This is a genomic window from Bacillus manliponensis (assembly GCF_000712595.1).
GTDB classification, from domain to species: Bacteria; Bacillota; Bacilli; order Bacillales; family Bacillaceae_G; genus Bacillus_A; species Bacillus_A manliponensis.
In genome coordinates, this window is sequence record NZ_JOTN01000003.1 from 345,726 (window position 1) to 360,709 (window position 14,984).

Sequence of the window (14,984 nt, forward strand, 5' to 3'; positions counted from 1 at the left end):
AGATAAGAACATACATACGATAGAGGGATGAAATGGACAATCATGTTAAATTGAGTAAAAAGATGATAAAAGAGCTATGTGGTGAAACATCCTACAAAAAAGGTGAAGCCTACCTTCGAACGAATAAAGTAACGGTTGAAAATGTTGAGAATGCTCCTGTTGGTAAGGCGGTGGTAGAAGGGGACGAACCCTTTTACGTAACGGTAGAAAACAGAACACATGACGATATCATTGCGAAATGTAGTTGCCCATCACTCACTTCTGTACAGTATTATTGTCAACATATCGCAGCGGTACTTCTATATATCGATGATGCACAGCGGAAAAGTTCAGCATATGTGTTATCTGAAAATGAAATGTTTGATTTATTTGGTGACAAGCCGTTAAAGCCAAAAAGTAAACAACATCGATTTGACACAAGAAAGGTATTGCATGTGGAATGCATATGTATTCCTGTTACGTTTGAAAATGGAAGTGAGTTATTTGGTGTTCAGCTGAAGTTAAACCGGAAACACAATGTGCATGATGTGAGAGAGTTTTTAAATCAAGTTGAAAAAAGAGAGTCATTTACGTGTGAGGATGGTTTTATGTATGATCCGGCTGTGCATAGTTTTGAGCATGAAACGGATGCCATTCTTCAGCTGCTCATTCAAGTTTATCGCAATGAAAAAGTGTATTTACATCCGTTACATCGTTATGAAGATATGATTTTTATTCCGCCTTCTTCATGGGAAACGCTGTTTTCTTTGCTTATTACAATTCCACTTGTAACAGTTCAGTATGACGGGAAAACATTCGAAGGCCTAGAGTTGTCCCGTGATTTACTGCCGGTCTATTATCAATTTTATAAAGAAACAAGCGGAGGTTATACGCTCCAAATTGATGGTTTGCAAAATGTAAAAGTAATGGAATCTTACGGTTATGGCTTTTCGGAAGGAAAACTATATGAGTTAGATGTTGAGAATTGTAAACGGCTTATGGAATTAAAGAAAATGATGAACGGATCAAGTACAGATCAGTTTTATATTCCGGCTGAAAGAGCAGCTTATTTTGTAGAAAAAGTGATTCCGAGTTTGATGAAGGTTGGATACGTTCAAGTTGCTGATAATGTAACAGAACGCCTTGAAAAGCCTGTATTAAAGGCGAAGCTATTTTTAGATAGGGTGAAAGACAGGTTACTTGCGGGGCTTGAGTTTCATTATGGGAATGTCGTTATTAATCCGTTAGAAGAGACGAGGGAAAATTCTTTCTTTCTTCGTGATGAAGAGAAAGAAGCAGAAATTTTACAAGTGATGGATGAAAGTGCGTTTACGAAAACAGAAGGTGGTTATTACCTTCACAATGAGGAAGCAGAGTACAATTTTTTATATCACGTCGTTCCAACGTTGCATAAATTGCTGCACATATATGCAACGACTGTAGTGAAATTACGAGTTGCACCTAGAGATGTAACTCCGCTCATACGCGTGAAGCGAGGCGAGAGAATCGATTGGTTATCCTATCGTTTTGATATAAAAGGAATTCCTGAGGCGCAAATTAAAGACGTCTTAACAGCACTTCAAGAACAAAGGAAATATTACCGGTTAGGAAACGGTTCGTTACTATCACTAGAAAGTAGAGAGTTTCAAGAGATTAATCGTTTTATAAAAGAAGCAAACGCAAGGCACGACATGTTGTATAGTGACAGAGAAATACGGTTACCACTGATTCAAAGTATGAAATGGTTTCGTTCCTTTGAAGAGGGGAATATTTTACATGTAGATGATACAGTGACTGAGTTACTAGAAAGCATTCGAAATCCAAGTACATTGGGATTTGAAGTTCCTGATTGTGTACAAAGTGTGCTCCGCGAGTATCAAGTAGATGGATTTCAGTGGATGAAAATGCTCGCGCATTATCGATTTGGCGGCATTCTTGGAGATGATATGGGCGTTGGGAAAACACTGCAAAGCATCGCCTTTATTGCCTCAATATTATCTGAAGTTCGGGATCGAAAAGTACCAGTGTTAATTGTAGCACCGTCTTCTTTAACGTATAACTGGTTACATGAACTAAAGAAATTTACGCCGCATATCAATGCACGCATTATTGACGGGAACCAACTAGAAAGAAGAAAGTTTGTGCGCCGTGCTTCTGAAGTGGATGTTGTAATTACATCGTATCCGTTACTGCGCCGAGATATGAGGCTGTATGAAGCTGAAGTTTTTCATACTGTCTTTTTTGATGAAGCACAAGCATTTAAAAATAGCACAACACAAACAGCAAAAGCAGTGAAGTCACTAAGAGCCAATCATCGCTTCGCTTTAACAGGGACGCCAGTAGAAAACTCACTTGAAGAACTATGGTCAATTTTTTATGTTATTTTTCCGGAGTTATTACCAGAAAAACGAGAGTTTATGGATTTACAGAGAGAACAAATTGCGAAGCGCGTAAAGCCATTTATACTGCGCCGTTTAAAAGAGGATGTATTACAAGAACTACCGGATAAAATCGAACATTTACAAACGTCAGAGTTACTTCCGGAACAGAAGAAATTATATGCGGCGTACTTAGCAAAATTAAAACATGATACGTTAAAGCATTTAGATAAAGATACATTCCGAAAAAATAAAATAAGAATTTTAGCTGGTATTACACGTCTTCGTCAATTATGCTGTCATCCAGCTTTATTCGTTGACGATTACAAAGGGAGTTCAGCTAAGTTTGAACAGCTGTTAGACATTATTGAAGAATGCCGTAGTACAGGGAAACGAATATTGATTTTCTCTCAGTTTACAAAAATGCTATCGATTATTGGAAGAGAGCTCATTCGAAAGGGGATGCCTTATTTTTATTTAGACGGCAACACACCTTCAGAAGAGCGTGTTGAGCTCTGTAACCGATTTAATGAAGGAGAAGGTAACTTGTTCTTGATTTCGTTAAAAGCTGGTGGAACGGGGCTGAACTTAACGGGCGCTGACACGGTTATTTTATATGACGTCTGGTGGAATCCAGCAGTAGAGCAGCAAGCAGCAGACCGTGCCTACCGTATGGGACAAAAAAATACAGTGCAAGTGATTAAAATGATTGCTCACGGTACAATCGAAGAAAAAATGAATGAGCTTCAGGAGAAAAAGAAAGATTTAATCGCTGATGTGATTGAACTGGGGAAAGAAGGAGTTTCAGCGATTACGGAAGATGAGATTCGGGAGATTTTGATGATTTGACCTGTAAAGAGGATTGTTATGATGATAGTTATGAAAATGATATAAAAATTATTAGTAAAGAAAAAGACCTTCACGTTTTGAAGGTCTTTTTTTGCTAAGGGTATTTACATATTTATTTCTTTCCAGCAGTCTTTGTCCCTTTACTTGTATAAGGTTTAGCACTTTTCTTTTTATTTGCACTTTTTGTCCATCGTTTCCAGCCCTTACTACCTGTCCCGTTACCGATGCCACTCTTTTTCTTTTTTTCCTTTGTCATATTATCCACTCCATTATTGCTGTATAGCAAATATATTTTACAAATCGATTGTTTTTCTTTGTTTAATCGTTATAGGGTATTTCAGTATAGCATAATAAGAGCTGGAGTGGGAGAATCCGTCGTTTAATATCGATAGGAGAAGTTATTCTAGTATAAATTTTATAAAAATTTTCATTTTTTTGTTGACTTCTTTGTTTTTTCGTATAGAATAATCATTAATAAAATGTTTCAGAGATGTAACAATAAAACGACTGTGAAAGGAAGAGTAGTAATAGGACGTAGTCAAAGCGAGTTAGGGATGGTGTGAGCCTAATGCGAAGCCTATTATGAAGAACATCCTGGAGTCGCTAACCGAAATCCTTTATTAGGAAAGTAGATTTAGCCGGGAACTTCGCCGTTACAAGAAGAGCAGTATCGAGTTTTTCTCTCCGTACTGTATAAGTGAGCAACCTCTGTTGCTAATTTGGGTGGTACCGCGGAACCAAAGCCTTTCGTCCCAGTTTTTATGGGAAGGAGGGCTTTTTTTAATGGTTCTTTCCACTACATCTAAGCATTTTAGGAGGAAAATAATATGTATCAATCATTAATGACGGTAAGAGAGACACAAATTGCGATTAAGGAAGTAAAAACATTTTTTGAAGATCAATTAGCAAAACGTCTCGGATTATTCCGTGTATCTGCACCACTATTCGTAACGAAGAAGTCAGGTTTAAACGATCACTTAAACGGTGTGGAACGTCCAATTGAATTTGATATGTTGCATACAGGGGAAGAGCTAGAAATCGTTCATTCACTTGCAAAATGGAAACGATTCGCTCTTCATGAATATAAATATGAAGCTGGCGAAGGTCTATATACAAATATGAATGCGATTCGCCGTGATGAAGAACTAGACGCAACACATTCCATTTATGTTGACCAGTGGGACTGGGAGAAAATTGTTGCGAGAGAATGGCGCACTGTAGAATATTTACAAGAAACAGTACGAACAATTTACGGAATCTTTAAAGATTTAGAAGATCATTTATTTGAGAAATATCCGTTCCTTGGTAAGTATTTACCGGAAGAAATCGTATTTATTACTTCGCAACAGTTAGAAGATAAATATCCACATTTAACAGCGAAAGATCGTGAACATGCGATTGCGAAAGAACATGGTGCAGTTTTCATTATTGGAATTGGTGATGTTCTTCAATTGGGAGAGAAGCACGATGGTCGTGCATCTGACTATGATGATTGGAAATTAAATGGTGACATTTTATTTTGGCATCCAGTATTGCAATCTTCATTTGAGCTATCGTCAATGGGGATTCGTGTTGATAGCAAATCGCTTGATGAGCAATTAACAAAAACAGGAGAAGACTTTAAGCGTGAGTATGATTTCCATAAAGGAATTTTAGAAGATGTACTGCCACTTACAATTGGCGGAGGAATTGGACAATCGAGAATGTGTATGTATTTCTTACGTAAAGCACATATCGGTGAGGTACAATCATCTGTATGGCCAGATGAGATGAGAGAAGCTTGTAAAAAAGAAAACATTCATCTCTTCTAAAATAAGTAAAAAAAGATTCACTCTTTCTATTAGAAGAGGTGAATCTTTTTTTATCCCGCATTAACGGGCTGTAAGACTCTCACCTCAAAACTTAGAGGATTCAGAGAAGTTTAGGTGGGAGATAAACAGTCCGTAAAAGCCCGATTGGTTCAACTAGCACTCAGTGGGGGATGAAGAAAACCTCTACTGAGTGAAGTTTCACTTTATGTAAAATTAAATTCTGTTAATATTTGAGAATTAAGAAATATATTGGTATGATGAAAGAAAACTTATTTTGGACGATCGTATTGTGGGGGAGATACAATGAGTTTTAAAAATGGTTTACAGGGGCAGTCATTGCCAGCAATAAAAATGGCTGTTTCTATGGCGATTTTTGGTTCAGTAGGATTCTTTTCAGTTCAAACAGGGGTACCTTCGGTAGAGTTAGTGTTTGTACGTTGTATTTGTGCAACGCTCTTTTTAAGTGCCTTTTGGTTTTTTACTGGACATCATAAAAAAGAGCAATGGAATAAAAAAGAAATGCTACAAATTTTAGCATGTGGATTTTTTCTTGTGTTTAACTGGGTCTTTTTATTTAAAGCATTTGAAATGATGTCAATTACGATTGCGATTTCTGTTTACCATCTTGCACCAATTATTGTCCTGATTATTGGAAGCATTGTTTTTAAAGAGAGATTAACAATTTTATCAGTTCTTTCTATTATTATATGTTTTGTTGGAACAGTATTTGTGGCAGGGATAGATGGAAATACTTCACTGGAAAGTTTTATGTCTTCGGGTATTGTATGGGGGCTTCTTGCTGCATTGTTTTATGCGTTTACGACTTTGTTAGGAAAAGGAATTGAAAAGACAAGTGCTTATGCGATGACATTTGTGCAAACAGGTGTTGGTATTTTTCTGTTACTTCCTTTCGTTGACTTTCAAGAGTTCCAAGGCTTAACGGAAGTAAACTGGATGTACATAGCAGCGACAGGTCTTATTCATACCGGTCTTGTCTACTATTTATTTTTTGATAGTTTACGTGGATTATCAACAAGCCTCATTTCGATACTCGTATTTTTAGATCCAGCTGTTGCGATTTTATTAGATACAGTGTTAACAGGATTTAGACCAACGATGCTGCAAACAATCGGTATTGTACTGATCTTTGCCGGAATGGCATTTACATTTTGGAAGCCAAAAGAAAGAATTTCTAAATTACATGAGAAGAAAGGATATGGGTGAATGAAAATAAAAAATATTTTACTATGGACAAGTTTTTATAGTTATTTTGTATTATATATATTCATCAGTTTGGTACTAGCTTATACTGTAAGTAGTTTTTACGTTTTGCCTAGTATTCCAAGTATCATTTTCGTTTTATCACCATTTCTTTTTTTAGCATTTATAGCATGGATTGTATACAAGTTTATTGGGATAGATGATAGAAAAGATGGGAAAAGAAAATTGCTTGGTTTTGTGAAAATTGGAATTGCTCCGCTTCTTATTTTGTTCATTATTCTTGGTATAAATGAAAAAAATTCAAGGTTTGATGTAGAGAGATGGGCAAAGCATGAAGATAAACGTGTTTTAATGGTTGACCATTTGTTAGAGGAACACCAGCTAGTAGGAAAGAAGAGAAGTGAAGTTGTTGAATTGCTAGGAAAAGGCGAGGCTCCAGAAGGGAGTACTCATAATGAAGTGAGGTACTACCTTGGTGCATCGATAGATAGTTTTATACCAATTGATGTGGAAACGCTTGTTATTTCATTTGATGAAAATGATAAAGTTATAAAGCATGAAGTGCACAAAAGTTAGTGTGTGAAAAGACCTTCTATTTGGAAGGTCTTTTACTTTTATATATAAGTAATTAATATAAGAAGTAAGAGAAGAGGTGAAGAGATGAAAAAGAAAAAATCTGTGTACGTTCAAACAGAAATAGAGGCAAATATTGATGAACTATGGAAATATACACAAGATCCAAAGTTACATACAGAGTGGGATGCACGTTTTACAGAAATATCGTATCTTCAAAAAGAAGAAGGTGAACCACAGCGCTTTTTATATAAAACAAAAATAGGATTTGGTATCGAGATTTCTGGGAAAGGTGAATCGGTAGGTGAAGTGCGAAAAGAAACAGGTGAGAGAGTATCGGCTTTAAAGTTTTGGACGGCTCATCCGTTATCACTTATTCAAACAGGAAGTGGATATTGGAAATATACACCGATTGAAGGGAAAGTTCATTTCGAAACACAGTACGATTATGATGTGAATTTTGGAAGATTAGGAAAGTTTATAGATACATATGTATTCCGTCCGTTACTAGGTTGGGCGACTGCTTGGAGCTTTGATACTTTAAAACTATGGTTAGAAAAAGGATTTCATCCCCATTTGTTAATAAAAAGAACCATTACATATTGGATTGTTTGTTTTTTACTTGCATTTGTATGGATATATCAAGGTTTTATTCCAAAAGTCCTTTTTATGCATCAAGAAGAAGTAAGAATGTTAGTTACTTTTATTGGTTCGAATTATGAGATAAAAGATAGTATTAAAATCATTGGTTTGTTAGAATTTATATTTGGTGTGATATGGCTATTGCCATTCCAAAAAAGACGGTTGTTTTTATTACATCTTATTATGATATTTGTTCTTACCATATCGGTAGGAATTGTAAATTTTAATAGCTTTTCTGAGCTATTTCATCCAATTACATTAAATATAGTTTTGCTTGGCATTTCGATGATAGGTTATATGAACAGTAGTAACTTACCAAGCGCAAAAAGTTGTAGAAGAAGTAGGAAGGGGCAATAATATGTCTTCTATTTATAAGAAAGTATTAGGTGAAGAGTATCAACGTTTACATCCCAAATTACAAGAGCGTTATAAACTTACGGAAAAACGTAATTTTACTGGAGACGGAATAATGGATGAAATTGCAGAAGGTTCTAAACTTGTCAAAGTGCTTTTGAAAATTGCGGCGAAGTTTCGAATGTTTTTCTCAGAAAGGGGAGAAACAGTTCCATTTACGATTCATAATACGGTTGAGAAAAATGAAAAAGGAGAAGCATTTGTAAGATGGAATCGAATGTTTCTATTTGGGGATAAAAAACGTTATTTTCATGCGGTGATGTATTTAGATGAGAAGAATGGTGAAATCATTGATTATTTTGGAGAGCCGCATCTCCTTATATCTACATTGAAATTTTCGGTTGATAATGAAGGAGCGATGCACATTTCATCAAATAAACAATGGTTACATGTATTTGGTATGAAAGTGAAGTTACCAACATTTCTGCATGGAAAAGCAACAATAGTAGAAAGTTTTGATGAAGAAAAGGGGTGTTTTCGAATTCAAGTTCGTGTAGAAAATTTGTTACTTGGTCCTCTTTTCTCTTATAAAGGGACATTTATAGAAAGGGTTAGCAAAAAATGAAGAATATCGTATTTGGGTTAATATGCTATATTGTTTTTCTTATAATAGGTTTGCAAAATTTTAACATTATAGAAGCACTTATACTGTTGTCCATTCTTTTATTTGTGCCAACTTCATTCCGTATCACTAATATGAGAAAAAGAGATGGATCAGTTTTACCAGTGGCAAAACTTGTTGTTTTTCTTTACCCAATCGCCGCGAGTAGTGCTATGCTTGCATTTATAACAGAACACACTGTTTTTGCTTTTATATGGTTAATATATACATGTATCATCGCGTTACTTGGTATAAGTAGATTGCTAGAAAGAGGATGGCGGCCAGCATCAGAAACAGCAATTGATAGTGGATTTATTTACTTAGCTTTAGGTGGATTTTGGTTATTTGCAGCAGTTGCTGATATACAAATTATGCACTTTAATCCTCTTATTATTTTATTAACAGCTGCTCATTTTCATTACTCAGCTTTTTTAATCCCAATTTGTGCAGGGTTATTAGGTAGAATGCAAGAAAGAAGTATAGTATATACCATCATTACATGGATTATTATTGTTTCCCCAATGACAATTGCAATTGGCATTACATATTCGACAACAATTGAATTTTTGGCTGTACTTATTTATTTAATTGCATTGTATGGTTATGGAATCTTTGTATGGAAAACAAAATTTAGACGAAGAAGTGCGAAGGTATTGCTTGTCATTTCTGTTAGTACGTTAATGATTACAATTATTTTTTCACTCATATACGCATATGGGAATTTTCAGCAAACGATGACCATTACAATTGATCGAATGGTATGGATACATGGCGTAGCGAATGGAATTGGTGTTGCACTTCCCGCTTTTCTTGGCTGGATAATTGAAAGGAGAAGTGCAGCTTATGAGTATTACGGAAAGCCGATGAGTCAAATATATGGCAAGATGAAAATTAGTGAGGAGTTTTTAAGGAAGAATGATTTACTAGAAAAGAAAGAGTACACAGGGCTTGTAAATGATATGAAGGAATACCGGAGCAGGAGCTTTGATGAACGAAATATATCACCAATTATTCGAGACTTTTATGAAAATACAAAGCAGTATGAATTGAAAGCATATATTCAATGGTCACGTGCTTTTAAGCCATTTGCATTTTTATATGAAAGAATAAGTAGACATGTGCAGCAAATTCATTTAGGAATGGGTGGTCATCTAGAGAAAATGCATGGTGATATTGTTGGGATTTATGATGAAAAAGACGGTAGACAAGACGTAAGAGCATGGGTACGTAAAAATGAAAAGAACGAAACAATCTTCGTAGCACTATATTCAACACATTCACATTCTAATGAGGTATATATGAATATTGCGTTACCATTACCATATATGAATATGACAGGTATTTTAAAGTTGAAAAATAAAGATGAAGATTTAATAATTACAAGTAAGTTTGAAAAAAATAGACTCGGAGATGAAGGGATTTATTTGCACAATCGCTTCTTTACAGTTCGTTTACCATTAACTGAAACGTTTATGATTCAAGCTAAAAAAGATATGAAATTAGTAGCAAACCATGAGATGTGGATATTTGGAATGAAGTTTCTCGAGATAAACTATGAAATTGAAAGAACATGAAAAAGATTTACAGCATACATTAGAAATGAACAAGCTTTTCAAGTCTTCGTAAAAGGTGTGAATTTCTATGATGATGATGATCATAACAGCGGTGATTACAGGAATGTTCTCAGGAATCGCAAGTCATTATATTGCCAATAATAAAATTCTCCTACCACGGAAGACGAGGTTGGCGTTTCATCCTGGTTTTTTGGGTGAGATGTTTGTTGGAAGTTTAGCATCAATTGTTGGCGTTGCGATGCTTGGTGCAGAAACGATGTTGGATGTGATTAAAGTTTCTATTTTGGCTGGCATTTCTGGTCAGACGTTTTTATTGCATAATCTTTTATTTACTGAAAAAGAGAAAGCTAGTGAGTTGAAAGATATTTCAAAAATAGTGAATAATCTTGAAACAAGAAGTAAGCAGAAGCATACAATGTAAAGAGAAATGTCGATGATAGAAGCAGTGTGGTAGTAGATTCCCTGTTAAGGAAAGTGGATACGATGAAGAATGACAAATAGAGGTGAGAGTTATGAAGCGCCCCAGTAAAGAAATATGTGATTATTTAAATGAAAAAGAGCAGTATGAACTAGTAGAGTGCTTTAAAGAATTAGAGAATGCACAAACTTCCCGCTCGGTACATCTTTACTCGAATCGGATAAAAGAATTGTTGAAGAACATTGAACAAAAGTTAAATAAAAGTTTAGAGGAAGCTGCATTTCGTAAAAAATGAACGTATCATCTTGGCTTATTTCAAGGAGACTAGAAGTAAGCCTTTCTTTGTATAATTTATTGATCGGTATCCATATCCCTTTTTAGATCCGAGAATGCATAGGTATGGTGGTGTGGTAATGAAGCTTAGAAATAGGTTTTTAAGAGTAGAAAAGGTTTTATAATAGGTATTGATTTACATATAATGTATTTATTTTAATGAAAGTTATTTAGATATAAAGAATTTATGTGGGCGAGTGAGCTTTTTTATGTTATATTTATGTTCGAATTCATAAATATTACATTTTGAGGAGTTTTTTTGTTGGATAATTTATTATTAAAACAAGATTTATCAGCTGAAGGATTAGCGATGGTTAATTCTGAATTTGAGAAACGCAAAAAGTCTAAAGGAATCGCATATTTAATTTGGTTTTTCTTAGGTGGACTTGGTGGACATCGCTATTATGCGCGCGATTTCGGTATGGCCATTGCGATGACGCTTACATTAGGTGGTTTAGGCATTTGGGCTTTAATCGATGTATTCTTTATTGGTCGTCGCATTGGTAAAAAAAATGATCAGGTAGAACGCGAGATTATTTTAAATGTAAAGGCAATGACTTCTGCTAAACGAGGAGCATAAAATGAATGTAAAAAAGCAGATTAGCTATATTGCTAGTCTGCTTTTTTATATGTAAGTTAATTAGATAACTTTTTTTCATAATGAACTAGTGTTGCATTCTCATTTAATTTTTTTATTTCTTCAATTTGTTTATAACCTATCTTTTCATATAAATAGCAATTACGCTTTTCCTCTAATAATGTTTTCAGTTCCCAGCTCGTTGCCTCTGGAAACATCTCTTCAGCTAAACAAATTGCTTTTTGGGCGATTCCTTTTCCTTGATAATGAGGAAGTATGAACATGGGACTAATCCAAAATTGAGTTTTTTCTACGGCATATATGCCAATTGCACCGACAAGAATATTGTCATACATAATCTTATAAAAACCACCGTTTGGACGATGAATACGAGAGATAACACGATCAATCCGTTCATTTGCAGGATTTGTGTCGTAATCTCGGTATGTTTCTAATAAGGGAAGAAATGCTTCCTTTTGCATGTTGAAAATAGCTTCTGCATCAGATTCGACTGCTTTTATTAATTTGATATTCATGAAGACACCTCATCTGTTTTTAGTAGTGTGGGATTCAGTTTGTCTTGTTTAATTTTGCAAATAGTAAAACATCATGCCACTTTCCATCTCGATAAATCATTTCTTTTTGCCTTCCTTCGTGCTCAAAACCTAGTTTTTCATATAACTTAATCGCTCTTTCGTTAAAAGAAAAAACTCTTAAATGAATGCGGTGTAAGTTTAGCTCTTGAAAGCCATAGTTGAGTAGCAGTTCAAGTGCTTCGTATCCATAACCGCTTCCCCAATAATTTTTATTGCCGATATCGATGATACATTCTGCATTTCTATTATATAAGTCGATATTGATTAATGAAGTAATACCAATCGCTTCTTTAGATTCTTTATCTTCAATTATATAACTTTTGGAATGAGGACTACTCATAATGCTCTGACAAAACTGAGCAACTTCATCAAAAGAGTATACGTCTAATGTTGGATTCGTAAAATGCATCACTTCTACATCATTTCGCCACTGGTAATATGTTTTAACATCATCAGTTGTAAATTTTCGGAGTGAAATACGTTTTGATTGAAACATGAAATGATCGCCTCTTTCATTTTAGGAATTTATATAGCTTATATAAAACTTTATATTCTGAAATATAAAACTATTATATACTGTATGTAATAGTTTTTCTATGCATGTAATACCAAGTTTTGGAGGTTCAGAAATGAAAAAGCCAATGGTAATTGCAATTTCAGCTGTATCTGGCGGTGGTAAAACAACGGTAACAAAAGCATTAAAGAAGGAACTTGGCAATTGTAACGTGTTACATTTTGATAATTATGAGCTTCCAGGTAGTCCAAGTGATATTTGTAAATGGATCGATGGTGGAGCGGATTATAATGAATGGAAATTAGGACCACTCATTGCAGACGTACAGTCTCTTTTAACAAAGTCGCTTCATTATATTGTGTTAGATTATCCGTTTGCGTATTTAAACGAGGAAATGAGAAAGTATATTGATTTGACAATATATATTGACACGCCACTTGATATTGCGATGGCAAGAAGGTTAATAAGAGATTTTTCAATATGTTCAATTGAAGATGTAAGAGAGGATATGAATCTATATTTAAATCATGGGCGCGCGGCGTATGTAGAGATGATTCAATCGGTGAAACCGAACTCAGATATTGTAGTAGACGGTACTTTATCTGTTAAAGAGATTGTGGAGCGAGTTTTGTCTTCTATCAAGGAACGACATAAAAAGGAGGATAGCAAATGAATGCTACAAATGAAATCATCCTTGTAGGAACCTTCCATTTTGAACAAGCGGTAGAAAGGTTGCAGGGAAAAGAAAATGAGATTATAGAGTTAGTAGAGCACTTGGCAGCGTCTTCTCCTACAAAACTAGCCTTGGAATGGGAAAAGGATAACAATATTGAGTTAAACGAGAAATATCATAGAAATATCAATCAACTAGAAATGAATGAAGTTGAACAAATCGGCTTTAGGTTAGGACGTAAATTAGGTCTAAAAGAAGTATTTGCAGTAAATTGGGAAGGACATATAACTGCGCAAGATATGATGTCTTTAAATGAAACGATACAAGGGAGTTATCCAAATATACTCCATAAAATAAAAGCTTATGTAGAGGAATGTAATAAAGTAAGTGGTGAGGAGAAATTAATACATTCTTATATCGCTTTAAATAATGAAAAAAGTATTAAGAAACTTGAAGAAATGTATTTATCTTTTGTTCAGGTTAATAGTGGAGAGGGTGAAATAGGGATAACGTTTTTAAATAAATGGGTTGAGAGAGAATTGAAGATATTTAGAAATGTTATTGAAGTATCAGAAGCTTCGGGTGAACGTGTTTTGTTACTAGTAGGAAGTGATCATGTATGGATGTTAAAGAATTTATTTGAGGGGATAGGTTGGAGGGTGATTAATCCTTTTGAATAGTTTCATTTAGTTAATAGCTAAACTTTAAAGGAGACTAAAATGAAAATCGAAGTATATAAAACGAAAGTAAACGAGGCAGAAATATTGTTACATATTCAAAAAGAAGCTTTTGCGGCAGACCTCGAAAAGTATGAAGATTACGATTCTATCCCAGCTACAGAGAAGTTAGGAAGGCTAATAAAGAAAAGTTAATGTTATTAGATTTTGAAAAAGAGCTGTAGCCTTAAGAAGTTTCTTATTCAAAAGTTTATTCCATGTTCACATTATCTTTATTTTACTTCTTTATAGTGATGTCGTATCACAAATAAAGGAGTATTTTTTATAATGAAAAAGAAATTGATCACAATTATATCTATAACAGTAGCGCTATGTGTAGCTATAGGTTATATGACGACGAATACGAGTAGCGCAGTAGAACAGAAGACAAATCAAGAAGAGCATGTTGTTTCAAGAGAGAAACATATGAATTATAATGAGGAGAATAATCCAGAGAGTATTCAATTTGTTGTAAATAAACATAATAAACTGCCTGATGGTTATAAGCCAAACGATTTAGTAGTACCAAATGTATCGTTTGCATTCACGGGTGTCGTAGAAAAGAGTCATCTCCGTAAAGAAGCGGCAGCGGCGTTAGAGAAGTTATTTACTCTTGCAAAACAAGAGGGGATTAAGTTAAATGCTGTTTCAGGGTTTCGTTCGTACGAATATCAAAAATCAGTGTATGCAAATAGTGTAAGAAGAAACGGACAAGAGCATGCAAATCGCTTTTCAGCAAAACCAGGACATAGTGAACATCAAACCGGACTTGTAATGGATGTTTCTGCGAATAGTGCCAATAATGAGCTTGAAATTGATTTTGCCGAGACGAAAGAAGGGCAATGGCTAAAAGAAAATGCGCATCGTGCCGGATTCATCATTCGTTATCCGAAAGGAAAAGAGGAGATTACCGGTTATGCATATGAACCGTGGCATATTCGTTATGTAGGAGACATTGCAGAGGAAATATATAAGAAGAAACTAACTTTAGAAGAGTATATGAATGAGAAAGATAATGAGTAGTATTTTTTTACATATGTATGTTAAATAGATTAAAAGAGAAATAGTCACTTTATAAAAATTCCTTGTCACATAATTGACACATATGTATAATC

General features: G+C 34.7%; 17 protein-coding genes and 1 other annotated feature. Of the genes, 14 read left to right on the forward strand and 3 right to left on the reverse strand.

Features of this window, described 5'->3' with window-relative positions:
• The first annotated feature begins 32 nt into the window (after nt 1-32).
• Nucleotides 33-3,206: a DEAD/DEAH box helicase gene (locus BAMA_RS05815; RefSeq protein ID WP_034637045.1), complete on the forward strand. Its 3,174-nt coding sequence runs from the start codon at nt 33-35 to the stop codon at nt 3,204-3,206.
• Between the two features lie 112 nt (nt 3,207-3,318).
• On the opposite strand, the gene BAMA_RS23815 is transcribed toward BAMA_RS05815, so the two are convergent.
• The gene (locus tag BAMA_RS23815; protein ID WP_084157901.1) at nt 3,319-3,462 is read right to left on the reverse strand and encodes a DUF3934 family protein; all 144 of its coding nucleotides are present in this window, start codon (nt 3,460-3,462) and stop codon (nt 3,319-3,321) included.
• Between the two features lie 244 nt (nt 3,463-3,706).
• Nucleotides 3,707-3,964 (forward strand) — a binding site (T-box leader).
• Nucleotides 3,965-4,033: 69 nt separating this feature from the next.
• Between BAMA_RS23815 and asnA the strand changes: the two genes are divergently transcribed.
• The 9 genes from asnA (at nt 4,034) to BAMA_RS05860 (ending at nt 11,373) form a co-directional block, all read left to right on the forward strand.
• Nucleotides 4,034-5,017, forward strand: coding sequence for an aspartate--ammonia ligase (asnA, locus tag BAMA_RS05820; RefSeq protein WP_034637048.1), 984 nt, complete (start codon nt 4,034-4,036; stop codon nt 5,015-5,017).
• A gap of 303 nt (nt 5,018-5,320) precedes the next feature.
• A complete protein-coding gene (locus BAMA_RS05825) occupies nt 5,321-6,241 on the forward strand; it encodes a DMT family transporter (RefSeq protein WP_034637051.1) in 921 nt (306 codons plus the stop codon).
• Nucleotides 6,242-6,814, forward strand: a complete 573-nt coding sequence (locus BAMA_RS05830) for a hypothetical protein (RefSeq protein WP_034637054.1) — start codon at nt 6,242-6,244, stop codon at nt 6,812-6,814. It abuts the gene before it with no gap.
• An 84-nt stretch (nt 6,815-6,898) separates the two neighbouring features.
• Nucleotides 6,899-7,810 carry a DoxX-like family protein gene (locus BAMA_RS05835; protein WP_034637057.1) on the forward strand — a complete coding sequence of 304 codons (912 nt, stop codon included), beginning with the start codon at nt 6,899-6,901 and terminating at the stop codon, nt 7,808-7,810.
• A gap of 1 nt (nt 7,811) precedes the next feature.
• On the forward strand, nt 7,812-8,432 hold the full coding sequence (locus BAMA_RS05840; protein ID WP_034637060.1) for a DUF4166 domain-containing protein: 621 nt from the start codon (nt 7,812-7,814) through the stop codon (nt 8,430-8,432).
• Nucleotides 8,429-10,042: a YndJ family protein gene (locus BAMA_RS05845; RefSeq protein ID WP_034637063.1), complete on the forward strand. Its 1,614-nt coding sequence runs from the start codon at nt 8,429-8,431 to the stop codon at nt 10,040-10,042. Before BAMA_RS05840 ends, BAMA_RS05845 begins: the two co-directional genes overlap by 4 nt.
• 67 nt (nt 10,043-10,109) lie before the next feature.
• Nucleotides 10,110-10,463, forward strand: a complete 354-nt coding sequence (locus BAMA_RS05850; RefSeq protein ID WP_034637065.1) for a DUF4257 domain-containing protein — start codon at nt 10,110-10,112, stop codon at nt 10,461-10,463.
• A gap of 91 nt (nt 10,464-10,554) precedes the next feature.
• On the forward strand, nt 10,555-10,755 hold the full coding sequence (locus tag BAMA_RS05855) for a hypothetical protein (RefSeq protein WP_034637067.1): 201 nt from the start codon (nt 10,555-10,557) through the stop codon (nt 10,753-10,755).
• A gap of 300 nt (nt 10,756-11,055) precedes the next feature.
• The gene (locus BAMA_RS05860; RefSeq protein WP_034637069.1) at nt 11,056-11,373 is read left to right on the forward strand and encodes a TM2 domain-containing protein; all 318 of its coding nucleotides are present in this window, start codon (nt 11,056-11,058) and stop codon (nt 11,371-11,373) included.
• A 56-nt stretch (nt 11,374-11,429) separates the two neighbouring features.
• Here BAMA_RS05860 and BAMA_RS05865 read toward each other — a convergent pair whose 3' ends face one another.
• Entirely contained in the window at nt 11,430-11,906 is a 477-nt protein-coding gene (locus BAMA_RS05865) for a GNAT family N-acetyltransferase (protein WP_034637071.1), read from the reverse strand.
• Nucleotides 11,907-11,940: 34 nt separating this feature from the next.
• On the reverse strand, nt 11,941-12,462 hold the full coding sequence (locus tag BAMA_RS05870) for a GNAT family N-acetyltransferase (protein ID WP_034637073.1): 522 nt from the start codon (nt 12,460-12,462) through the stop codon (nt 11,941-11,943).
• Nucleotides 12,463-12,595: 133 nt separating this feature from the next.
• On the opposite strand from BAMA_RS05870, the gene BAMA_RS05875 reads away from it, so the two are divergent.
• The 4 genes from BAMA_RS05875 to BAMA_RS05885 all read left to right on the forward strand — a co-directional run bounded on the left by BAMA_RS05875 (nt 12,596) and on the right by BAMA_RS05885 (nt 14,892).
• Nucleotides 12,596-13,153 carry a nucleoside/nucleotide kinase family protein gene (locus BAMA_RS05875; protein WP_034637075.1) on the forward strand — a complete coding sequence of 186 codons (558 nt, stop codon included), beginning with the start codon at nt 12,596-12,598 and terminating at the stop codon, nt 13,151-13,153.
• A complete protein-coding gene (locus BAMA_RS05880) occupies nt 13,150-13,833 on the forward strand; it encodes a DUF5694 domain-containing protein (protein WP_034637078.1) in 684 nt (227 codons plus the stop codon). The genes BAMA_RS05875 and BAMA_RS05880 overlap by 4 nt, the downstream gene beginning before the upstream one ends.
• A gap of 39 nt (nt 13,834-13,872) precedes the next feature.
• Nucleotides 13,873-14,025 carry a hypothetical protein gene (locus BAMA_RS24425; RefSeq protein WP_157405958.1) on the forward strand — a complete coding sequence of 51 codons (153 nt, stop codon included), beginning with the start codon at nt 13,873-13,875 and terminating at the stop codon, nt 14,023-14,025.
• Nucleotides 14,026-14,157: 132 nt separating this feature from the next.
• Nucleotides 14,158-14,892 (forward strand): M15 family metallopeptidase, encoded by a 735-nt coding sequence (locus BAMA_RS05885; RefSeq protein WP_034637080.1) that lies wholly within the window; start codon nt 14,158-14,160, stop codon nt 14,890-14,892.
• Nucleotides 14,893-14,984 lie beyond the last annotated feature (92 nt).

Excerpts from the sequence above, each read along its gene's own strand:
- BAMA_RS05815 (WP_034637045.1), top strand. The coding sequence starts at position 33 with ATGGACAATCATGTTAAATTGAGTAAAAAGATGATAAAAGAGCTATGT.
- BAMA_RS23815 (WP_084157901.1), bottom strand. The coding sequence starts at position 3,462 with ATGACAAAGGAAAAAAAGAAAAAGAGTGGCATCGGTAACGGGACAGGT.
- asnA (WP_034637048.1), top strand. The coding sequence starts at position 4,034 with ATGTATCAATCATTAATGACGGTAAGAGAGACACAAATTGCGATTAAG.
- BAMA_RS05825 (WP_034637051.1), top strand. The coding sequence starts at position 5,321 with ATGAGTTTTAAAAATGGTTTACAGGGGCAGTCATTGCCAGCAATAAAA.
- BAMA_RS05830 (WP_034637054.1), top strand. The coding sequence starts at position 6,242 with ATGAAAATAAAAAATATTTTACTATGGACAAGTTTTTATAGTTATTTT.
- BAMA_RS05835 (WP_034637057.1), top strand. The coding sequence starts at position 6,899 with ATGAAAAAGAAAAAATCTGTGTACGTTCAAACAGAAATAGAGGCAAAT.
- BAMA_RS05840 (WP_034637060.1), top strand. The coding sequence starts at position 7,812 with ATGTCTTCTATTTATAAGAAAGTATTAGGTGAAGAGTATCAACGTTTA.
- BAMA_RS05845 (WP_034637063.1), top strand. The coding sequence starts at position 8,429 with ATGAAGAATATCGTATTTGGGTTAATATGCTATATTGTTTTTCTTATA.
- BAMA_RS05850 (WP_034637065.1), top strand. The coding sequence starts at position 10,110 with ATGATGATGATGATCATAACAGCGGTGATTACAGGAATGTTCTCAGGA.
- BAMA_RS05855 (WP_034637067.1), top strand. The coding sequence starts at position 10,555 with ATGAAGCGCCCCAGTAAAGAAATATGTGATTATTTAAATGAAAAAGAG.
- BAMA_RS05865 (WP_034637071.1), bottom strand. The coding sequence starts at position 11,906 with ATGAATATCAAATTAATAAAAGCAGTCGAATCTGATGCAGAAGCTATT.
- BAMA_RS05870 (WP_034637073.1), bottom strand. The coding sequence starts at position 12,462 with ATGTTTCAATCAAAACGTATTTCACTCCGAAAATTTACAACTGATGAT.
- BAMA_RS05875 (WP_034637075.1), top strand. The coding sequence starts at position 12,596 with ATGAAAAAGCCAATGGTAATTGCAATTTCAGCTGTATCTGGCGGTGGT.
- BAMA_RS05880 (WP_034637078.1), top strand. The coding sequence starts at position 13,150 with ATGAATGCTACAAATGAAATCATCCTTGTAGGAACCTTCCATTTTGAA.
- BAMA_RS24425 (WP_157405958.1), top strand. The coding sequence starts at position 13,873 with ATGAAAATCGAAGTATATAAAACGAAAGTAAACGAGGCAGAAATATTG.
- BAMA_RS05885 (WP_034637080.1), top strand. The coding sequence starts at position 14,158 with ATGAAAAAGAAATTGATCACAATTATATCTATAACAGTAGCGCTATGT.